Annotated in this window: 18 protein-coding genes; 15 read left to right on the forward strand and 3 right to left on the reverse strand. The window is 54.2% G+C overall.

The window, feature by feature from the left end; translation table 11 throughout:
• Window positions 1–57 precede the first annotated feature (57 nt).
• Together TH63_RS18055 and TH63_RS18060 are read left to right on the forward strand one after the other, a co-directional pair.
• Window positions 58–1470, forward strand: coding sequence for a methyltransferase RsmF C-terminal domain-like protein (locus TH63_RS18055; RefSeq protein WP_048922178.1), 1413 nt, complete (start codon window positions 58–60; stop codon window positions 1468–1470).
• A 259-nt stretch (window positions 1471–1729) separates the two neighbouring features.
• Complete coding sequence (locus TH63_RS18060) at window positions 1730–2188, forward strand: hypothetical protein (protein ID WP_197088593.1); 459 nt, start codon at window positions 1730–1732, stop codon at window positions 2186–2188.
• Between the two features lie 141 nt (window positions 2189–2329).
• On the opposite strand, the gene TH63_RS18065 is transcribed toward TH63_RS18060, so the two are convergent.
• On the reverse strand, window positions 2330–3517 hold the full coding sequence (locus TH63_RS18065) for a class I SAM-dependent rRNA methyltransferase (RefSeq protein ID WP_048922180.1): 1188 nt from the start codon (window positions 3515–3517) through the stop codon (window positions 2330–2332).
• Window positions 3518–3685: 168 nt separating this feature from the next.
• Between TH63_RS18065 and TH63_RS18070 the strand changes: the two genes are divergently transcribed.
• The 7 genes from TH63_RS18070 to TH63_RS18100 all read left to right on the forward strand — a co-directional run bounded on the left by TH63_RS18070 (window position 3686) and on the right by TH63_RS18100 (window position 14195).
• Entirely contained in the window at window positions 3686–4672 is a 987-nt protein-coding gene (locus TH63_RS18070; RefSeq protein ID WP_048922181.1) for a dipeptidase, read from the forward strand.
• 217 nt (window positions 4673–4889) lie between these two features.
• Window positions 4890–7652 carry a TonB-dependent receptor plug domain-containing protein gene (locus TH63_RS18075; RefSeq protein WP_082161784.1) on the forward strand — a complete coding sequence of 921 codons (2763 nt, stop codon included), beginning with the start codon at window positions 4890–4892 and terminating at the stop codon, window positions 7650–7652.
• Window positions 7653–7801: 149 nt separating this feature from the next.
• Complete coding sequence (locus TH63_RS18080) at window positions 7802–10516, forward strand: TonB-dependent receptor plug domain-containing protein (RefSeq protein ID WP_048922183.1); 2715 nt, start codon at window positions 7802–7804, stop codon at window positions 10514–10516.
• A gap of 91 nt (window positions 10517–10607) precedes the next feature.
• Window positions 10608–11681, forward strand: coding sequence for a peptide chain release factor 1 (gene prfA / locus TH63_RS18085; RefSeq protein ID WP_048922184.1), 1074 nt, complete (start codon window positions 10608–10610; stop codon window positions 11679–11681).
• Between the two features lie 157 nt (window positions 11682–11838).
• Window positions 11839–13260 carry a hypothetical protein gene (locus TH63_RS18090; RefSeq protein WP_197088594.1) on the forward strand — a complete coding sequence of 474 codons (1422 nt, stop codon included), beginning with the start codon at window positions 11839–11841 and terminating at the stop codon, window positions 13258–13260.
• A gap of 9 nt (window positions 13261–13269) precedes the next feature.
• Window positions 13270–13692: a secondary thiamine-phosphate synthase enzyme YjbQ gene (locus tag TH63_RS18095; protein WP_048922186.1), complete on the forward strand. Its 423-nt coding sequence runs from the start codon at window positions 13270–13272 to the stop codon at window positions 13690–13692.
• Between the two features lie 203 nt (window positions 13693–13895).
• Window positions 13896–14195, forward strand: a complete 300-nt coding sequence (locus TH63_RS18100) for an antibiotic biosynthesis monooxygenase family protein (RefSeq protein WP_048922187.1) — start codon at window positions 13896–13898, stop codon at window positions 14193–14195.
• A 349-nt stretch (window positions 14196–14544) separates the two neighbouring features.
• On the opposite strand, the gene TH63_RS18105 is transcribed toward TH63_RS18100, so the two are convergent.
• On the reverse strand, window positions 14545–15135 hold the full coding sequence (locus TH63_RS18105) for a hypothetical protein (protein WP_048922188.1): 591 nt from the start codon (window positions 15133–15135) through the stop codon (window positions 14545–14547).
• A gap of 160 nt (window positions 15136–15295) precedes the next feature.
• Window positions 15296–16831, reverse strand: a complete 1536-nt coding sequence (gene gpmI, locus TH63_RS18110) for a 2,3-bisphosphoglycerate-independent phosphoglycerate mutase (RefSeq protein WP_048922189.1) — start codon at window positions 16829–16831, stop codon at window positions 15296–15298.
• 143 nt (window positions 16832–16974) lie between these two features.
• Between gpmI and TH63_RS18115 the strand changes: the two genes are divergently transcribed.
• From TH63_RS18115 to TH63_RS18140, 6 genes are all read left to right on the forward strand, one after another.
• On the forward strand, window positions 16975–17376 hold the full coding sequence (locus TH63_RS18115) for a DUF4783 domain-containing protein (protein WP_048922190.1): 402 nt from the start codon (window positions 16975–16977) through the stop codon (window positions 17374–17376).
• Between the two features lie 144 nt (window positions 17377–17520).
• On the forward strand, window positions 17521–18381 hold the full coding sequence (nadC, locus tag TH63_RS18120; protein ID WP_048922963.1) for a carboxylating nicotinate-nucleotide diphosphorylase: 861 nt from the start codon (window positions 17521–17523) through the stop codon (window positions 18379–18381).
• Window positions 18382–18486: 105 nt separating this feature from the next.
• Window positions 18487–19104 (forward strand): YcxB family protein, encoded by a 618-nt coding sequence (locus TH63_RS18125; RefSeq protein WP_048922191.1) that lies wholly within the window; start codon window positions 18487–18489, stop codon window positions 19102–19104.
• A gap of 27 nt (window positions 19105–19131) precedes the next feature.
• Entirely contained in the window at window positions 19132–19425 is a 294-nt protein-coding gene (locus TH63_RS18130; RefSeq protein ID WP_048922192.1) for a hypothetical protein, read from the forward strand.
• 86 nt (window positions 19426–19511) lie between these two features.
• On the forward strand, window positions 19512–19799 hold the full coding sequence (locus TH63_RS18135; RefSeq protein WP_048922193.1) for a heavy metal-binding domain-containing protein: 288 nt from the start codon (window positions 19512–19514) through the stop codon (window positions 19797–19799).
• 58 nt (window positions 19800–19857) lie between these two features.
• Window positions 19858–20592, forward strand: coding sequence for an SAM-dependent methyltransferase (locus TH63_RS18140; protein ID WP_048922194.1), 735 nt, complete (start codon window positions 19858–19860; stop codon window positions 20590–20592).
• Window positions 20593–20596: the final 4 nt, after the last annotated feature.

Consider the following 20596-nt stretch of genomic DNA (forward strand, 5'->3'; position numbering starts at 1 on the left):
CCTAAAACAGAAATGGTATCTTTGCGGCGGCCTTCTCTTTTACCTGGCTTTATTCCTATGAGCGTGACCCTTCCGGCTTCCTTTGAGACCCGCATGCAAACCCAGTTGGGCGATGCCTACGCCGCCTTCGCCCAGGCGCTGGGCCAGGCCTCGCCCATTAGCGTGCGGGTGAACCAGGCCAAGCTGCCCTTGCCCACCGGCCTTACGCCCGTGCCCTGGACCCAGACCGGTTTCTACCTGCCCTCTCGGCCCAGCTTTACCCTGGACCCACTGTTGCACGGCGGCGCGTATTACGTGCAGGAAGCCAGTTCCATGTTTCTGGAGCAGGCCCTGCGCCAAAGCGTTGACTTAAGCGAGCCGTTGGCGGTATTGGATTTGTGCGGTGCGCCCGGCGGAAAGTCCACGCACATTGCTTCGCTTATTTCTCCTGAAAGTTTGCTGGTCGCCAATGAAGTGATCAAGGCCCGGGCCAATATCCTGGCAGAGAACATCCAGAAATGGGGCAGCGGCAACGTGGTGGTCACCAACAATGATCCCAGCCATTTGGGGCAGCTGACCGGCTTTTTTGACGTGATGGTGGTAGACGCGCCCTGCTCGGGCGAAGGCATGTTCCGGAAAGACCCAGATGCCATGAACGAGTGGTCTGAGGCCAACGTGAAACTCTGCTGCGAACGTCAGCGCCGTATCTTAATGGATGTCTGGGACGCGCTCAAGCCCGGCGGCGTTTTGATTTACAGCACCTGTACCTATAACTTGGAGGAAAACGAGGAGAACCTGGCCTGGCTGGCCCGCCAACAGGAAGCCGAGCCCATTCAGCTGCAGCTGCAACCGGAGTGGGGCGTGACCGAAACCCAACTGGAAGGCATGCACGGCTACCGCTTCTATCCGCATAAAACCCAGGGCGAAGGCTTCTTCCTGGCCGCTGTGCGGAAAACCGGTGGTGAGGAAGCCCGCACGTTCAAGAAAAGCAAGCGCCCGTTCCTGGTGCTGGCCTCCAAGCAGGAAAAAGCCCTGGTACAGGACTGGCTCAAAGAACCGCAGGCCTGGGAACTGGTAAAGCACAAGGAGATTCTGCGGGCCCTGCCCAAAGCCTGGATGCTGGAACTGGAGCAGCTTTACGAGAACCTGCGGGTGGTCTACGGCGGCATTGAACTGGCCGAGGTCATGAAAAACAACGCCAAGCCCCTGCCCGCCCTGGCCCTCTCCCAACACTTAGCGCCAGATGCTTTCCCGCACGCGGGGGTAGACCAGGTCACCGCCCTCAAATACCTCCACCGCGAAGACGTGGTGCTGGAAAACTCGGCCAACGGCTGGGTCTTGGTGCAGTTCAATGGCGTGGCTTTAGGCTGGGGCAAGAAACTGCAGAACCGCGTCAACAACCACTACCCCAAAGAATGGCGCATCAGAATGAGTTTGGATGAGGCGTTGAAAGCGGAGAATGTAGAAGGGCTATTCACGCTGGGGAAATAGTAGCAAGTAGCTGTAAATGGGTATCAAGTAGCACGTATCGCGTAGCAAGATTTATGATTTCCTATTTTGAGGCTGTTTTCAAGAAAACAGCCTCAAAACAGCCATAACCCAAAATCTATTCCTTAACCCTGACGCGAGTTTGTAACTCGTGGCTATAGATGGCGGTAGTTTGCAACTACCCTCGCTTTGAAGAAGCGACCATAGGCATTGAAGTTTTAATGCTTAATTTAAAGTCGATTTTGCTATCAAAATGACACAGATGTTGCTATTTGTCTATTTCTTATTTTCTGCATTTGTAGCAGAGCAAAAGCCTGATTATGAGCAATTAGCTGTGGAGCATTTCTTCCTAAATGCTCTGCCTGAAAATTATCCAGACCTGAAATCTGTAGAATTTAATCCAAGAACGGATACTTCATTATATATAGGCATTGTGATGACCTGTAAACACTGGGAAGAAGAAACCAAGAAAAAGATCTACGACCAATTGCCTGAAAAGTCAAGGTCATTAAGAATCTCTGAGTCAGGAATTAAGATTAAGAAAGTCAGAAACTGGTCTAACCGGCTTAATATAGCTGTATCACCTAGCAGGCAAGTTGGGAATAAGCATTATGTCTCCATAAGTGCCTATAAGAAGCTAAGATTTGTAGACCACTACATATTTGAGTTTAACCAAGAGGGGCGCATTATAGACATTTGCAAAACGAGTGAAGTAATTTAGTTAACAATTTCAGCACTTTATAGCTTCTTTTTACTAAATCCGGAGAAAACAGGAATCCCGGCAATTCACAAATTGCCGGGATTCCTGTTTTCTATCAATTATTATAGGTCTAGTTGCCTGATACGCACTACTTGCTACTCCTTACTCCACATACAGTACCAAGCCCTTTAAATACTCGCCCTCGGGGTGGAAGATGCTGATGGGGTGGTCTGCGGGTTGGGAGAGGTGGTGCATGACCTTGACGTTACGGCCGGCTTCAATGGCGGCGGCCATGACGGTGCTCTGGAACAGGTATTTGTCTACCACCCCTGAGCAAGAGAAGGTGAAGATGATACCACCGGGCTTGATTTTGGCAATGGCATCGGCGTTCAGGCGTTTGTAGCCCATGAGCGCGTTGTGGCGTACTTTCTGGCTTTTGGCGAAGGCCGGTGGGTCCAGCACAATCACGTCATAGAAGTCTTCACGGCCTTTCATGAAATCAAAGGTATCCAGGGCGAAGGCTTCGTGGCGGTCCTGGCCGTGGTTCAGCTCGGCGTTCTGCTCGGTGAGCACGATCGCTTTTTTGGAGACATCCACGGAGTGCACAACCTTGGCGCCGGCATTGAGGGCGTAGATGGAGAATCCGCCGGTGTAGCAGAAGGTGTTGAGCACGGTTTTGCCTTTGGAGTAACGGGCCAGCAGTTCGCGGTTCTCGCGCTGGTCAATGAAGAAACCGGTTTTCTGTCCGGTCACCCAATCCACCAGAAACTTGTTGCCGTTCTCGGTGACCACATGCGGCACGGCCGTCTCACCAATCAAATAGCCGTTCTGGCCGTGTTCGGTGCCTTTGCCCGGTAGGGTCTCGGCGCTCTTGTCATACACGGCCGTCAGGGTGCCGTCATATACTTCAATCAGCGCCTGCGCAATCTGCTGACGCACGTGGAACATGCCCACATTGTGCGCCTGCAAGACGGCGGTGTTGCCGTACACGTCTACAATGAGGCCGGGTAGGTTATCGCCCTCGGCGAAGATAAGGCGATACACGTCAGTGTCGGGGGTGTCCAGGAAGCCCTGCTCGCGGCGGTAGTCTACGGCGCGTTGCACCCGGCTTTTCCAGAATGCGTAGTCAGGCTCTATCTCCTCAAAAGAGAAAATACGCACGGCAATGGAGCCCGGCTGGTAATGGCCAATGCCCAGGAACTCGCGGCGGTTGGTGTACACGGCCACAATGTCGCCCTCCTGAATGCCCTCCTCTATTTTTTTGATAGCCCCCGAGAAAACCCAGGGGTGGAAGCGTTGGAGCGAAGTTTCTTTGCCTGCGTGCAGTATAATAGAAGGAAGTGTTGCCATAGCCCAGGGGTGCGCCGGTTGAGGTGCGCACGTTTTTGCGTTGTTTTTGCAAAATTCGGCAAAAAATCCGGCTTTGTGGCGAGGGGCTCCCTACTTCTTCGTAAACTACCCCTAAACAATACTTCATTCTCTCAATCTCTCACTCATTCAATCTCTCAATCATCCAATATGAATCTTCCCGTCATAGACCTGCACTGCGACCTCACCGGTTACCTGGCCTGGATACCGGGGGCCACCGCCATGGACGTGGACCGCATTGGCTGCGCCATTCCGCACCTGCAGGCGGGCCGGGTACGGCTGCAGACCATGGCCTTCTTCACGCCCACCGAACCAGGCAGCGCCGCCTTTACCTTAAAGCAGGCCCATCTGTTCAAGGAAGTATTGCTGCAGAACGAGGAGGTATTTGCCCTAGTGCAGCCACAGGAACTGGAGGCTCAGATTATACATGGCGAGCGGGTGGCACTGGTGGCTGCCATTGAGAATGCCTCGGGGTTGGTAGAAGAGGAAGAGCCGCTGGAGCTGGCGTTTTCCCGGCTGGAGCAAATCTTAACATTGGCCGGACCGCTGCTGTACATCAGCCTCACGCACGTAGACGCCAACCGCTTCTCGGGCGGCAACTTCACCCCGGGCATCGGCCTGAAGCCAGACGGCGAGGAGCTGCTCTGGTTTCTTAGCGGGAAGCGCATTGCCCTGGACCTGGCCCACACTTCAGACGCCGCCGCGTTTGATATCTTAACCTTCATTGACCGCCAGAACCTGAACATCCCCATCATCGCCAGCCACTCCAACTTCCGGGAGGTGTATGACAACCCGCGTAACCTGCCTCTGGAACTGGTGGAGGAGGTGGTGCGCCGCGAAGGTCTGATTGGTGTCAATTTCCTTAAAAAGTTTGTGCACCCCACGCAGCCCGAGGTGTTACTGGAACATATAAAATATGGGTTTGAACACGCGCCCAAAGCCCTATGTTTCGGGGCAGATTTCTTCCAGGAATCGGGCATTATGGAGGGCGGCGAATCACATTTTCACCCGGAGCACCGGAACGCCACCAAATACCAAAGCATCCTCCGGGAACTCGCACAGCAGTACCCCAGGGAGGCGGTAGTTGACCTTAGCTACCGTAACGCGCTGAGGTTTCTGCAGCGGCTTTGGGCCTAACTTGGTGCCAAGCACAGCCTAAATACTCTCATGATGTTTCAAGCCTGTTTTCTGAAATATAGGCTTAAAACGATATTCAGGACATCCCAAGGTTGAAATCCGCCGGGGGCGAAACAAAGCCGATGTTTTCCTTCTGGGGGGCAGCACAATTCTTCAAAGTTTTAGTTACATTTAAACACCTAAATTCTATCCAATATTTTTATCCCCTGCCACACCCATGCCCCATCGCGTGAAATCGAGTTACGGCGTCGCCTTCTTCCTCTTATTTGCTTTAAGTGCATTTGCTCCCAAGGTCTGGCAGGAAGTAGACATGTTAAAGCGGCTCATTGCCAAGCTTACCCATTTTGAAAGCAATTACCCCCAGGAGAAAGCCTACCTGCACCTGGACAAGCCCTACTACGCCGCCGGCGAAGACATCTGGTTCAGCGCCTATCTGGTCAACAGCTCAGACCACGCGCCCAGCCCGTTGAGCAAGGTGCTATACGTGGAGTTGATCAACCCCCAGGATTCCATCTTCCAGCGGGTGGTCCTGAACATGCAGGAAGGGAAAGGGGCCGGGGATTTCACCTTGCCAGAGGATATCCCCGAAGGGCTCTACCAACTACGCGCCTACACCAGCTGGATGCAGAACTTCCCTGAAACGTATTTCTTCCACCAGAATATACAGGTCTGGAACTCCCGGGAAAGCGACCTGGTGCCAGCGGCCAACTTCTCTTTTAAACGTGCCGGCAAGGGCGACTCCGTGACCGTGCAGCTGGAGTTTGTGAACCACAAGGCAGAGGCCGCCGGGCAATTACCAGTTTCTTATGTGGTGAAACAAGCTGGTAAAAAATCAGGCCCTCGGAAACTCACTACCAACGCCGCCGGCAAGACCAAGACCACGTTCTTCCTACCCGACGGCAATGCCCGCCAACTGGCCCAGCTGGAACTGTCCTTGGGCCAGGGAAAAGACAAGGCGCCCGTGGTTAAAAGCATGTTGGTGCCTTTGCCCACCAATAAACTAGATGTGCAGTTCTTCCCGGAGGGTGGGGCCTTAATAAGCGGCTTCTGGAACAACATCGGTTTTAAGGCCATAGACGCGCAGGGCCTGGGCCAAGACGTGCAAGGTGCCATCTATGACCAGGCTGGCACCAAAGTAACAGACTTCACTAGCCTCAAATTCGGGATGGGCCGCCTGGGGTTCCTGCCAGAGAAAGGCAAGCAATACGAGGCCCGCATCAAAGCCGCCAACGGCACAGAGACCGTGTACCCGCTGCCCCCCGCCCAGGACAAGGGCGTGGTGATGACTGTAGACAATTCCAAACCTGAGCTGGTGCGCGTGAAATGCTACACAGTAGGCTACGCAGACGGCGCAGGCAAACCCAGCGGCCTGCACGTGGTGGCCCAGTCCAGGGGAGCAGTGTTCTTCGGGGCCAGCAGCGCCACTGGTAGAGATGTGTTTCAGGTAGATATCCCCCGGGAGAAATTCCCCACCGGTATCAGTCAGATTACGCTTTTCAACCAGGCCGGTGAGCCTTTGTCTGAGCGCCTGCTATTTGTGAACCAGAACCAGCAATTGCAAATCTCCCTCACCTCAGACAAACCCACCTACAAACCCCGTGAGAAAGTGACGTTGCAGCTGCAGGTGAAAGACGCGGCGGGCAACCCGGTAGCAGGTAACTTCTCCCTGGGCGTGACTGATGCTCATTCCGTGTCCCCAAACCCGTATGCGGCCAACATGGTCTCCTACCTGCAACTGTCCTCAGACCTTCAGGGCTACATTGAAAACCCGGGCTACTACTTCTCCTCCACCCAGCCAGAGGTGCTGCAGGCCTTAGATAACTTAATGCTCACCCAAGGCTGGCGCCGATTTGTCTGGAAAGAGATCCTACAGGACAAATACCCAGCCTTGACGTTCCCATTGGAGCAGGGCCTTTCGGTGAGTGGGGTGGTGACCCGCTACAGCAAGAAGCCCGAGCCGCATGCCATGGTCACTGTGTTTGATGCAAAAAACATTAAGAACGTGATGATGGGGAAAGCAGACCTGGAAGGCAGATTCTCTGTTCCGCTGCCGCCGCTCACAGATTCTTCAAAAGTTGTAGTGCAGACGCGGGACCAAAAAGATAAGACTCAGCTGTTGGTGAACCTTGAGAGTTTTGTGCCGGCGCAGGTTTTCCCTAAGGTACCCTATGCCCCTGCTCCCGTTTCCTTGTCAGACCCGCAATGGGCCTACCTGCGTATGAACCGCGAACAACAGAAAGTAGACCAGTCTATGGGCAAAGGGATTATGCTGGGCCAGGTGACCATCAGGGGCAGAAGGGACTTGGATGCCAACAAGAGTTTAGCCGACCAGAATACGCTCCACTCGCCACACGAAGTCAGCTATTCCGTGAAAACAGATAAATTCCCTCCGGGCATGAGCATTATGAAAAGCCTGATGAGGAGGGTACCTAGCCTGAGTGAGGTAAACGGCGAATATGTGCTAAGGGGCGTCTCTTCTTTGAACATTGGTGCTGAGGCGGGCAGTGGCCTCTCTAATGAACCCCTATTTATGATTGACGGCATTACCTCTGATGTAAATGGAGTGGAGAGCCTTACGGAGGTGGATATAGAACGGATTGATGTTCTCATGCCGGGTGCCCCCTCTGCCATTTATGGTACTGCCGGGGTAAACGGTGTTATTTCCGTGATCTTAAAACGCGGAGCTTCCAAATCAGTGACGTCCAACGCCCGCCTGGAAGGCATTGCTCTCTACAAGGGGCCCCGCTACCAGACTACGCGTGAATTCTACATGCCGCGCTATGACAAACCTTCTGAGGTCTACACTCCAGACTGGCGCACCACCATTTTCTGGAACCCTACCGTGAAGACAGACGCCCAGGGCAAAGCCACGCTCACCTTCTTCGCCGCCGATGCCAAAACCACCTACCGTGCCGTGGTGGAAGGCTTTACCGCCAAAGGGCAACTGGGACAGGCCACAGCCTCCATGCAGGTGAAATAAGGAACAGGGCCAATTTCTGTTTCGGGGCTGTTTTGGCCAAAACAGCCCCGAAACAGCTGGTTATCAGTTGCCTGCCAGAAAGATGGCTTTAAACCCTTGCGCTGTTACCGCATCTAACTCCCTGAACTCAAAAAGCTACTTCCCCGGCCATGCCCTTCCAGAGAAAAAAGACGTTTTTATTTCTATCGCTGGCGGCGGTGCTGGCGGTCTCTTCGTTTGCGCCCAATGAATGGCAAGAGGGTGGGATGCTGCAAAAGATAGCGGCTAAGCTCAGCACCTACACGCGTAATTACCCCCAGGAGAAAGTCTACCTGCACCTGGACAAGCCTTTTTACGCCGCCGGCGAAGACATCTGGTTCAAGGCCTATGTGGTAGAGGCAGAACAGCACGCGCCTAGCCCGTTAAGCAAGGTGCTGTACGTGGAACTCATCAACCAGGAAGACTCGGTGTACAGCCGGGTGGCTATAGACGTGCAGGACGGCGTGGGCAAAGGGGACTTCGCGCTGTCAGATACCATCTCGCAGGGGTTGTACCGGGTGCGGGCCTATACCAGCTGGATGCAGAATTCTGATGAGGAGTACTTCTTCCACCAGAACGTGAACATCTACAACCCGCGGGTAGAAGACGTGGTGCCCACCGTGGCCTTTGACCTGCAGCGCCAGGGCGCGGGCGACTCGGTGCGGGTGCGGCTGTCGCTCAAAAACCACCGCGAGGAGGTGATCCCGCAGACGCCTTTTACCTACCATACCCGCCTGAACCGCAAACAATCAAGTAAAAAGAAAGGCATGACCAACCTGGGCGGCAACGCCGAGTTCCGGTTTTTCCTGCCAGACGGCGCGGCCCGGGAGAACGCCCGGCTGGAATTGACCATTCTGGAAGGCAAGCAACAGTACCACCGTAGTTTCCAGGTTCCGCAGGCCGTAGACAAGCCAGACGTGCAGTTCTTCCCGGAAAGCGGTGATCTGGTGGCCAACATGTGGAGCACCGTAGGTCTGAAAGTGGTAGACGTCAACGGCCTGGGGAAAGAAGCCCAGGGCAGCGTCTTTGACCAGGACGGGCAGAAAGTAGCCGATTTCAAGACCCTCAAGTTCGGGATGGGCCGTTTTGGGTTCAAGCCCCTGCCCGGCAAAAAGTACCAGGCCCGCCTGAAAAACGCACAGGGAGCAGAGCTCACGTATGCCTTACCTGCCGTGAAAGAGCGCGGCCTCACCATGACCGTAGACCCCTTAAAAGAAGGCAACATCAGGGTGAAAGGATTCCTGACCGGGTATGCAGACGGCGTGGGTCGGCCTAAATCCATTTATGTGATTGGCCAGACCAGGGGCAAGGTCTACTTCACGGGCCAAGCTAGCATGACCAAAGACGTGTTTGTGATGGAGGTGCCTTTTTCCACATTGCCCACGGGCGTGTGCCAGATTACCATGTTCTCAGACACGGGTCAGCCCCTGGCCGAGCGCCTGGTGTTCGTGGACCGGGCCATGAACCTGCAACTTACCCTCACCTCAGAAAAGCCCATCTACAAACCCCGTGAGAAAGTAACCATGCACCTCAAGGCCCTTGACTATACGGGCAAGCCGGTGGCCGGTAACTTCTCGGTGGCCGTTACCGATGCCCAAAAGGTGGAACAGGAATCAGACGGGGCCACCATTCTCACCAACCTGCTGCTTACCTCAGACCTTAGGGGCCATATTGAACAGCCAGGCTACTACTTCTCCTCCCAACACCCAGAGGCGGGCCTGGCCCTGGACAACCTCATGCTCACGCAAGGTTGGCGCCGATTCCTCTGGAAAGATATTCTGGAGGAGAAGAAGCCAGCGCTGCCTTACCCGCTGGAGCAGGCCGTGGCGGTAACCGGCAAGGTGCTCAAACTATCGGGTAAGCCAGAGCCTAATGCAGGTGTGACGCTGTATGACCTTAGAAACCTGGGCAACATGCAAACCACCACCACAGACGCCAACGGCAAGTTCCTCTTCGGGATCAAAGACATCAGTGACAGCTCCCGCCTGGTGGTGCAGGCCCGGAGCCCCAAAGGCAAAAGCAGCCTGGAGGTGGTCTTAGAGAAAGGCCTTCCTGTTACCTTGGTCAAGCCCCAGGTGCCGTATGCCCCGGCGCCGGCCCCTTATTCTCCGGCCCTGTGGGAGTACCTGCAAGGCAACCGCGAACAGCTTAAACTAGACCAACTGGCCGGGAAAAGCATCTTGCTGAACGCGGTTAATATCAAAGGCCAAAAAGACAAAGAGGAAGAAGACTGGTCCAGCAGCGGCCTGCATAACCAGGCCGACCGGTCTTTCAAAGGTTCAGACCTGCCTATGTCTCTAGACCTTATTACCAATTTGCAGGGCCGGGTGGCCGGGCTGCAGGTTCGGGGTAATGAGGTTTCTATGCGCGGCGGCGGCGAACCGCTGTTCCTGGTAGACGGCATGCCCATTGATATTGATTATGTGCGGTCCATTTCAATGAATGAGATTGAGCGGGTAGACATTCTAAAGCCGGGCCCTAACGCCGCCATTTATGGTTTGCAAGGCGGCAACGGGGTTATAGCGGTTACCCTCAAAAAAGGGGTTTCAGTGGCTAACCCAGAAACCCGCTGGAAAGGAATTGCCGCCTACCAGGGGGTAAGGCTCCAGCAGGCCCGCGCCTTTTACATGCCCCGCTATGACAAACCCAGCAACATAGAAGCCCCAGATTTGCGCACCACCATCTTCTGGAGCCCCACCGTCACCACAGATGCCAATGGCCGGGGCAGCTTCTCCTTTTTCGCCGCCGATGCCAAAACCACCTACCGCGCCATTCTGGAAGGGTTCACGGGTAAAGGGCAACTGGGCCGGGCCGAGGCCTCGCTGCAGGTGAAGAGTGCGTTTTAGGCCTGGTTTCAGAAAAAGAGGGGTAAAACAGGAGCTTCTACATCCGCCGGAAATTTCGTATCTTTGCGGCCTGAATTAAGTAAAGCAGAAGATGTTAGATAAACTGGAAGCAATTAAACGGCGGTTTGAAGAGGTAAACGAGCAACTCATTCAGCCTGATGTAGTTAGCGACCTCAAGCGATATAAGTCTTTGAACAAGGAGTTCAAGGACCTGGAGAAGATTGTGGCCGAATATGAGCGGTATAAGCTCTTACTGAGTAACATTGAGCATACCAAAGAGGTAATCTCCACTGAGAAAGACGAAGATTTCAGGGAGATGGCCAAAGAAGAACTGGACGAACTGTTGCCCCAACGCAACGAGATGGAGGAGCGCATCAAAGAAATGCTGATCCCCACTGACCCAGACGATAGCAAAGACATTATTATGGAGATCAGGGCCGGCGCCGGGGGCGATGAAGCCTCCCTGTTTGCCGGTGACCTTTACCGTATGTACAGCCGCTTCGCAGAGAAGCAGGGCTGGAAAATGGAAGTCATTGACGTGATGGAAGGCACCGCCGGTGGTTACAAAGAGGTAATTGTGGGCATCAAGGGCGAAGACGTGTACGGTAAGCTCAAGTTTGAGTCTGGCGTGCACCGCGTGCAGCGCGTACCCGCCACGGAGACCGCCGGGCGTATCCACACCTCGGTAGCGTCAGTAGTAGTGCTTCCAGAGGTAGAAGAGCTGGACATTGACCTCAACATGAATGATATCCGCAAGGACCTGTTCTGTTCATCGGGCCCAGGTGGTCAGTCAGTGAACACCACGTATTCTGCGGTGCGCCTGACCCACTTACCTACCGGATTGGTGGCCCAGTGCCAGGACCAGAAATCACAGATGAAGAACTTTGACAAGGCCCTGGCCGTGTTGCGTTCCCGTATCTATGAGCAGGAATTGGCCAAGAAAAACGAAATTGAAGGTGCCCAGCGCAAGAGCATGGTGGGTGGCGGTGACCGGTCAGACAAGATCAGAACCTACAACTACCCGCAAGGCCGGGTGAGTGATCACCGCATTGGCTTGACCGTGTATAACCTACCCACTGTCATGGACGGCGGTATTGATGAGTTTGTAGAGCAGCTCCGGATTGCCGAAAACGCCGAGCGTCTGCAAGAGGGCACGCAGGCGTAAGCCATTATTGTATTGAAAAGCGCAGCCCAAAGGCTGCGCTTTTTTTGTTTGTGCTGTTTTAAGGCTATTTTTCTGAAAACAGCCGTAAACTGGCCGGCATATGGAGAACGGCTTTCACCTGGTCACGTACAGTATACCCGCAACCCACCTTCATCCTTTGAGACACCTTCACCGCCCGTCCACCTTCTCCCTGAAAGGCCTGCTGCAAAGCCTGGCCCTGGTGTGTCTGGCTGCCTGGTGGATGAGCGCCTGCACACCTCGCGACGAAGAGTTTACCCCAGACGCCGGCGCCCTGCTGCAGTTTGAGGCAGATACGGTCACCTTTGACACCATTTTCACCGAAGCCAGCAGCGTGACCAAACGCCTCAAGGTCTATAACCGCAGTAAAAACGCCGTCCGGATCTCAGAAATAAAAGTAGGGCAGTTAAGTGCGTCGCCTTTTCAGGTGATTGTGAACGGCCAGGCGGGGCCGCAGCTGCAGAATATTGAGGTACGGGGCGGCGACAGCCTGCTGGTCCTGGTCACGGCCAATCTCAAATCCACCTCGGCCCAGGGCCCGTTCCTGGTCAATGAATCCCTGCTTTTCCTTACCAACGGAAACCAGCAGGAAGTAAAACTGGTCGCCTACGGCCAGAACGCCACCTATTACCGCAATGCCACCGCCGGCTGCGCCGAGGTCTGGACCGCCGCCAAGGCGCACGTGATCTATGACTCGGTGACCGTCCCGGTGGGCTGCACGCTTACCATTGCCAAGGGAGCGCAGGTATACCTGCACAACAAAGCCAAGCTGAAGGTGCTGGGCATGTTGCGCGTGGAGGGCGAGCCCGAGCAGCGGGTGGTTTTCCAGCAGGTGCGCCAGGAAGAGCGCTACCGCAACGCCCCCGGCCAGTGGCACGGCCTGGAGTTTGCCGGTGCAAGCCAGAACAACCAGATCCGCTACGCGGAGATAAAAAACGCCATGACGGGCGTATACCTGAAAGCCGAAGGAAATAACGTGCCCCAGGTCACGCTCCGGCAGGTATTTGTGAAGAACATGCTGCAGCACGGGGTGCTGAGCCACGGCGGAAACGTCCGGCTGGAAAATACCCTCATTGCCAACTGCGCCGAGTATGCGCTGGCCGGGCTGGGCGGCGGCCGGTATGAGGTTGTCTACAGCACGCTGGCTAACTACAGCTATGATTTTCTTAGGGTCACGCCTTCTTTCCTGTTCCAGGAAAAGCTGGAGACCGGCGGCAAACTGGTACGCGAAGCCAAATACGTGGTAGAGGTAGTGAACAGCATCTTGTGGGGCCGGCAGGAGGAAGAACTGAAGTTTGATGATGCCAAGTTAGGCTCCACCAGAACCGTGCGCTATTCGTTTCTCAAGACCAAGGCCTACCAAACTGAGTTCACCGGCAACGGCAACCAAATCAACGTAGACCCTAAGTTCCGCGACGACCCCAAGCTAGATTTCCAGATCATTAAACTTTCCCCGGCCAACAAAGCTGCCACGCCCCTGGCCGGCATTACGGTAGACTATGAGAACAAGGCCCGTGATGCGGCCACGCCCGATGTAGGGGCCATTGAAGTACATGATTAACACCAGCCTATGAAGTGGTTTCAGAAATCCATCAGACTGCCTGCCGTGCCCCGCGGCTTCCATTTAATCACCGATCTGCTGGAGGCACAACTGCCCGAGCTGGAGGAAATTGAGATAGGGCTGGCGCACATTTTCATCCAGCATACCTCGGCTAGCCTGACCATCAACGAGAACGCAGACCCCACGGTGCGCCATGACTTTGAGCAGCATTTCAACAAGGCGGTGCCCGAAAACGCCCCCTACTACCGCCATACCCTGGAAGGCCCTGATGACATGCCGGCCCACATCAAAGCCTCTCTGTTAGGCGCCTCCGTGACCATTCCCATTACCAAGGGCAGCTTCAACCTGGGCACCTGGCAGGGCGTGTACCTCTGCGAGCACCGCAACCACGGCGGCAAACGCACCGTACTGGTGACCTTGCAAGGAAAGTAACCCATGGCCAATTAAGAGGAGCGTATTACTCCGGACAATTCCGTTTTAAGGCCGTTTTCCAGAAAAGAGCCTTAAAACGAAGAAGCCCGTATATTTGCCCCTGGCTAATTCCGTTAATTGAAAAGTGGTACTTGACTGCCCCGCTTTTGCCAAAGTCCCCAAATCCGAGCCTCTCCCCTGAGAAGCTCCCAAGACGAAAAGATATGTTTATTGCCGTTAGTACCTTCACCATTGCCAATGATGTGGCCCCCGAAGTAAAAGAAGCCTTTATTAACCGTCCGCATTTGGTAGACAACGCCCCCGGTTTCCAGCGCATGGAAGTGATGTCGCCGCAGGATAACCCCAATGAGATCTGGTTGCTCACCCATTGGCAGGACGAGGAAAGCTATCAGGTCTGGTACAAAAGCCACCAGTACCAGGACTCCCACAAAGGCATCCCGAAGGGCCTGAAACTGGTACCCGGCAGTACCAAAGTGCGGCTGTTTTCCTTGGTGAGTAGATAAACAACGCTCCTATATTACAAAGGCACGCCTTCCGTTTTCCTCATAGTAAGGAGACGGAAGGCGTGCCTGTTTTATGTAAAAAGGAATAAAAGTTAAGTTAAAAGCTTGGGCTCATCCAGGAAAACAAGGGAAGAACGAAGGAGCAGCTAATTGACTAGATAGAAATAACTACACATTTTTTTGTTTTGTCATCCTGGAAGGATCTTGGCAGCGAACAGTAATAGCATATAACCAAAGCCTTTCTAGCTCGCCTACAAGGTCCTTTCAGGATGACAAATTGTATAGTGTCATTTGCCCTGTCTTATTTTACTCTTTTGGGCCTGTTTTCCTGAAAACGGCTCAAAAACGCTTAGGGAAGGATAACTCCCTCAATGCCGTATTCATCCGGAGACATGAACATGAGTTCCTGGGTCTCGTCCAGGCGGTAGCGGTGCAGGCGGGGTGTTTGGTTAGGCCGAACTTCCAGGTGCAGTTTCTTTTGGGTTTTGAACATGAGGTTTTCCTGCAGAATGAGGGCGTCTACCTGCACCAGCTGGCCTTGCGGATCAAAGGTGTAGGTGGCTTCCTTGAGGTTGGTTTTGGCGTCTTCCTGGGCCAGGTAGCGCTTTACGGTTTGCCCGGCGGCGTTGGTAGAGACCTCCTCGGTGTAGAGGCCCAGCAGGGCGGGTTTGTTTAAGTCAGCGTCAGAGAAAGGGGCCAGTTCGCTGGGCCAGTCCACCCCAGACATGGTTTTGGTGTCTTTGGCTTTGCCAGTCTCATACACCGTTTTGGTCACTTTGGGCTGCGCTTTGGCCAACGCCTGGGCCTCCTGGTTCAGGAAGCCTTCCATGTCGTAGGCTTGTTTCACCCGGGCGGCCCTGGAAGCCGCGGTGGGTTCTTCCTGGCAACTACTCACCCAGAAAGCGAGGCACAAGCAGATAAAGGAATAAATGTTCTTCATTGATGGTAGTTGGCTGAAAAGAGAAGACCTGAAATTGCCCGGACAAAAGTTACCGGCGTTTTGGGCCTGTTTTATGGAAAACGTGCTGAAAACAAAAACGGATGAAATTCCTGGGAGACACCGGTCCTCCGGAATTCCATCCGTTAGGTTTATTTTCTGACTAGGCCGTGGCCGGGATGAGCAGCGAGGTGCCCGTCATTTCTACGGGGGCCTGCAGGCCCATCAATGCCAGCACCGTAGGCGCGATGTCGCCTAGCTTGCCGTCCTGCAGTTCGCCTTTGTAGTCATTGTCGGCCAGGATCACCGGTACCAGGTTGGTGGTGTGGGCGGTGTTAGGCGAGCCGTCTGGGTTGCGCATCATATCGGCGTTGCCGTGATCGGCGATGATGATGGAGGCGTACCCGTGGGCCAACGCGGCGGTGACTACGTCTCCCATGCATTGGTCAACGGTTTCTACGGCTTTCACGGCGGCTTCAAACACCCCGGTGTGGCCTACCATGTCTGGGTTGGCGAAGTTGAGGCAGATAAAGTCGGCGGTCTCGGCTTCAATTTCAGGAATGATGGCATCTCTAATGTCAAAGGCGCTCATCTCGGGCTGCATGTCATAAGTGGCCACCTTAGGCGATGGGCACAGCAGACGCTTCTCTCCTTTGAACGGCTCTTCGCGGCCCCCGGAGAAGAAGAAGGTCACGTGCGGGTACTTCTCGGTCTCAGCTATGCGGATCTGGGTTTTACCGGCTTTCTCCAGCACCTCGCCCAGCGTGTTAGCCAGGTTGTCTTTGTCAAAGATGGGCTGTACGCCTACAAACGTGTCATCATAGTTGGTGAGGGTGTAGTAGCGCAGGGAAAGGGGGTGCATGTCCTGCTCGGGAAAGGCGCGCTGCGTGAGGGCCTGCGTGATCTCGCGGCCACGGTCCGTCCGGAAGTTGAAGCAGATCACCACGTCGCCCTCCTGGATGTGGGCCAGGGGCAGGCCGTTATCGTCCAGGCACACAATAGGCTGGATGAACTCATCGGTCACGCCTTCGTCATACGACTCTTGCATCGCTTCCCTCCAGTTTACGGCGGCTCTGCCCTGACCGTGCACCAGCAGGTCATAAGCCAGTTTCACGCGCTCCCAGCGGTTGTCACGGTCCATGGCGTAGTAGCGGCCAATGATGGAGGCCAGCTTGCCGCCGGTGGTGTTCAGGTGGTGCTGCAGGTCTGTTAAATACGCCAGGCCACCCTTGGGGTCAGTGTCACGGCCATCGGTGAAGGCGTGTACAAATACGTTAGACAGGCCTTGCTCCTGTGCCAGGCTGCAAAGGGCCTTTAAATGCTCAATATGGGAGTGTACGCCGCCGTCTGAAACCAGGCCAATGAAGTGCACCGGCTTATTGTTCTCGCGGGCGAACCGGAAGGCGTCCTGCAAAATGGGGTTTGTGCCCAGGGTTTTCTCTCTAATAGCTACGTTTATCTTGACCAGGTCCTGGTAGACCACGCGGCCGGCACCCAGGTTCATGTGCCCTACTTCAGAGTTTCCCATCTGGCCCTCGGGCAGACCTACGGCCTCTCCAGAGGCTTGCAGGCGCGCGTGCGGGAACCGGTGGCCCAGAGAATCCATGAAAGGGGTATGGGCGTGCTCAATCGCCGATACGGAAGGGTCGGTGCCCAGGCCCCAACCGTCTAAGATCATCAAAAGTACCTTCTTACTCATGCGCGTAAAGATACACTTCAGACTTGAAAAAGCAGAGCCTGGCCTTTGTTTCTGCAGATTTCCTGTATCTTTAAGGGGCTGAACTAATCTGGCTTTGGCATAGTTTTGGCATACAGGAAGGAAACTTGCTTACATTATAAGACATGAAAAATTTAAAGAGATTGGTGGCGATGACCGTGGTGCTGTTGGGAATGCTGGTGGGAGCCGGACAGGTGGCTGCGCAGTCTGACGTGATGGGCGGTATTCAGTCTGCTATCAAATCTGGTTCTTCCCGTGACCTGGCCCGTTATTTCAATACCAAGGTAAACGTGATCATTGACGGCGACAACGGCAATTACAGCCAAAGCCAGGCCGAGATGGTGGTGCGTAACTTCTTCAGCAAAAACCCGCCGGCAGATTTCAGCTTTGACCACCAGGGTGGATCAGAAGACGGACAGCGCTACGCCATTGGTAAATACGCCCACAAAGGCGGCCGCTACAATGTGGTGGTGAAGGTGAAGAAATACGGCGACGCCTACAAGATTGACACCATTGAGTTTAAGTAAAAACCAGACACAAGATATAATACGCAAGACAGAAGACTTCCTTAAAAGCCGCGCTTTTGTCTTATAAATGAAATATAATGGTCAGTTTTGGCCTATTCCTGTAAAAGGCACCGATTGTTCGGTGCCTTTTTTTATTTTTGCACCGTGAAAGCTCCATACCTTACCCAAGAAGCCATCAAAGCCTTTATCCGGCAGGCCCTGCAGGAAGACGTAGCTGATGGCGACCACTCGTCGTTGGCCGCTATTCCGGAGAGCGCCACCAACCAGGCTAAGCTTTTGGTCAAGGATGAAGGCATACTGGCCGGGGTGGAACTGGCCTGGAAGATCTTCCATGAGGTGGACCCTACGCTACACATGGAGATATTGCTACAGGACGGGGCGCAGATCCACTACGGAGACGTGGCCTTTACCGTGCACGGCAAGGCGCAGTCTATCTTAACGGCCGAGCGGCTGGTGTTGAACTGCATGCAGCGCATGAGCGGCATTGCCACCTACACCCGGAGCCTTGTGAAACTGATAGAAGGCACCGGCGCCAAGTTGCTGGACACCCGCAAGACCACCCCTAACTTCAGGATGATGGAAAAGTGGGCGGTCTTGATTGGCGGCGGCACTAACCACCGGTTTGGGTTGTTTGATATGATTATGCTTAAAGATAACCACGTGGATTATGCCGGGGGTATCAAACAAGCCATTGACGCCACCCACCAATACCTGGAAAAACTGGGCAAGCCGCTCAAGATTGAGATAGAGACCCGCAACCTGGACGAGGTACGGCAGGTGCTGGAGACTGGCGGCGTGGACCGCATCATGCTGGATAACTTCCCGGTAGAGCAACTGCGCGAGGCGGTAGCCCTCATTGGCGGCAAGTTTGAGACCGAGGCCTCTGGCGGTATTACTGAGGAAACCATCAGGGCCGTGGCCGAGACGGGCGTGAACTACATCTCCGTAGGGGCCCTCACGCACTCCAACCGCAGCCTGGACCTGAGTTTGAAGGCGTACAGGTAGCACGATTTTTTTTAGAAGAGTAATTAAAAAGTAGAGAAAGAGCAAAGAGGGGGCGAACCACCAAGTTTTGATACTTGATACGCGCTACCTGATACCATTAAGATTATGCAACAACCAAATCAACGAGGAGGGCAACGGGTTACCCAACAGCAACCATTCAACCCGCTGGCCATCCGGACCAAGAAGAACCAAGTAGATAAAAACGACTACGCCAAGATAGCCTTGCTGCAGGTCTGGAAGAAAGAGTGGTGGCGGGCGCTTATTCCGCTGGTGCTTTTCTCCTTGCCAGCCGCTATTGCTTTCTCCTGGTGGTGGGTAGCGGCTGCCGTGCTGGTGACCGTGCTGTATGTATTGGTGCGTTCTGCGCAAGTGATGGGGGTCACCCAGATGGAGCAGAGCAGCGTGCTATTTGAGCGGGTGAACTATGAGATTGACCAGCGCCAGATTCTGCTTAAACGCAATGACCGCGAGTGCATGGCCCTGCAGTGGGACATGATTGACCGCGTTACCCAGAACAAAGACTCTTACTTCATGTACCTGAAAGGCCCCTCGGCGGACCAGTTACCGGGTGGGTTCAAGGGCTGGCTGGCCAAAACCTTTAACGTGCCTGTGTTCCTGCACCTGCCGTTCCGTATCTTCAACAGCCCCAATGACCTCAAACTCATGGACTCGCTGTTACGCCGTAAGAACTTTATTCCCACTGAAGCGTCTAAAGTAGCTTAATTTGTTTCTGATATAAATTCCTTAAAAATGATAAAAAACACCCTTTCCGTTTTAGCCGTGGCCGGTGCTCTTTTGCTGGCTTCCTGCAGCAGCAACCCGTCTGACCTGCGTCCTGGTGTAAAAGTGTCTGTTGATTCGGTGCCCCCGGGCATGCGCAACAACACTTCTAACATTGACAATGGCCGTAATGACGCAGAGGTGACCCGCCCAGACGTGCAGGTAAACCATGACGAGCACGAGAAGAAAACCAAGCCGGGCAGCGATAAGGAAATAGCCCCTTCTCAGAAAACTACCCAGAAAGAAGCGGTAGAGAACCACTAATATCCATTTATTCTGAAGCCCGTTTCTGGCCTGTTTTTCTGTAAACAGGCCAGAAACGGGCTTCGGCGTACCTTCTGTTTTTACATATGAAAAAGATCTTTTTATCCTGGGCCCTAGCCCTCACCGCCTTAGTAACCGTTTCTTCGTGCTCTTCTTCTACTAAGGAGCAACCTGCCACTGAGGCAACCGCCCCGGCCCAGACAGAGGCGACCGCGGCAGACACTACCGCCGCTACCCAGACCGGCCAGATGGCCTACATCTGCCCTATGGAATGCGACGGCAGCGCCAGTATGAAACCTGGCAAGTGCCCGGTATGCGGCATGGACCTGGTAAAGAACCCTGCCGCCTCCGCAGACGCCAAAGGCGCCCAGTAAGCCCGGGCTGGCCCTGCGCCAGTACCTGCGCTTACGCTTTACTTCTTACCCCATCCGCATGACACAACCCATTGATTGGTTTAGTACTTGGTTTGATTCTCCGTATTACCACCAGTTATACAAGAGCCGTGACGCCCATGAAGCCCAACGGTTTATGGATAACCTTCTGGATCACCTTCAACCAAAGCCGAACTGCAAATTAATGGACCTGGCCTGCGGTAAAGGACGCCATGCCATTTACCTCAATGAGAAAGGCTATGACGTAACCGGTCTTGACCTGTCTGAGCAGAGCATTGCCTTTGCCAAACAGTTTGAGAATGACCGGCTGCATTTCTTTGTGCATGACATGCGCGAGGTGTTCCAGCCAGACACGTTTGACTTTGTGCTGAACCTGTTCACCAGTTTCGGTTACTTTCAGGCAGACGCAGAGAACGTGGTGGCCTTACGGGCCACTACCGCCTCTTTGAAGGTGGGCGGCAAGCTGGTGATAGACTTCATGAACACCCGCCGGGTGATTAACCGTCTGGTGGCCCATGAGGTAAAGGAAGTAGACAATATCACCTTTCATATTACCCGTAAACTGGAGGCTGGCTTTATTATTAAGACCATTAGGTTTGAAGACCAGGGGCAGCCTTTTGAGTTCATAGAAAAAGTGCGTGCGCTGCAGTATGAGGAGTTTCTGGAGTACTTCCAGATGTCCCAGCTGCGGGTGGCCGAGGTGTTTGGTGATTATCACCTGAATCCCTTTGACCCCGAGAAAAGCGAGCGTATGATTTTCATCCTGAAGCGATAACCCA

Source organism: Rufibacter radiotolerans (assembly GCF_001078055.1).
GTDB classification, from domain to species: Bacteria; Bacteroidota; Bacteroidia; order Cytophagales; family Hymenobacteraceae; genus Nibribacter; species Nibribacter radiotolerans.

Coding starts and splice junctions, on each gene's coding strand:
- TH63_RS18075 (WP_082161784.1), top strand. CDS start 4,890: ATGCCCCATCGCGTGAAATCGAGTTACGGCGTCGCCTTCTTCCTCTTA.
- TH63_RS18100 (WP_048922187.1), top strand. CDS start 13,896: ATGTTTATTGCCGTTAGTACCTTCACCATTGCCAATGATGTGGCCCCC.
- TH63_RS18060 (WP_197088593.1), top strand. CDS start 1,730: ATGTTGCTATTTGTCTATTTCTTATTTTCTGCATTTGTAGCAGAGCAA.
- TH63_RS18105 (WP_048922188.1), bottom strand. CDS start 15,135: ATGAAGAACATTTATTCCTTTATCTGCTTGTGCCTCGCTTTCTGGGTG.
- TH63_RS18080 (WP_048922183.1), top strand. CDS start 7,802: ATGCCCTTCCAGAGAAAAAAGACGTTTTTATTTCTATCGCTGGCGGCG.
- TH63_RS18065 (WP_048922180.1), bottom strand. CDS start 3,517: ATGGCAACACTTCCTTCTATTATACTGCACGCAGGCAAAGAAACTTCG.
- TH63_RS18095 (WP_048922186.1), top strand. CDS start 13,270: ATGAAGTGGTTTCAGAAATCCATCAGACTGCCTGCCGTGCCCCGCGGC.
- TH63_RS18135 (WP_048922193.1), top strand. CDS start 19,512: ATGAAAAAGATCTTTTTATCCTGGGCCCTAGCCCTCACCGCCTTAGTA.
- TH63_RS18125 (WP_048922191.1), top strand. CDS start 18,487: ATGCAACAACCAAATCAACGAGGAGGGCAACGGGTTACCCAACAGCAA.
- TH63_RS18130 (WP_048922192.1), top strand. CDS start 19,132: ATGATAAAAAACACCCTTTCCGTTTTAGCCGTGGCCGGTGCTCTTTTG.
- gpmI (WP_048922189.1), bottom strand. CDS start 16,831: ATGAGTAAGAAGGTACTTTTGATGATCTTAGACGGTTGGGGCCTGGGC.
- TH63_RS18115 (WP_048922190.1), top strand. CDS start 16,975: ATGAAAAATTTAAAGAGATTGGTGGCGATGACCGTGGTGCTGTTGGGA.
- TH63_RS18140 (WP_048922194.1), top strand. CDS start 19,858: ATGACACAACCCATTGATTGGTTTAGTACTTGGTTTGATTCTCCGTAT.
- prfA (WP_048922184.1), top strand. CDS start 10,608: ATGTTAGATAAACTGGAAGCAATTAAACGGCGGTTTGAAGAGGTAAAC.
- TH63_RS18055 (WP_048922178.1), top strand. CDS start 58: ATGAGCGTGACCCTTCCGGCTTCCTTTGAGACCCGCATGCAAACCCAG.
- TH63_RS18070 (WP_048922181.1), top strand. CDS start 3,686: ATGAATCTTCCCGTCATAGACCTGCACTGCGACCTCACCGGTTACCTG.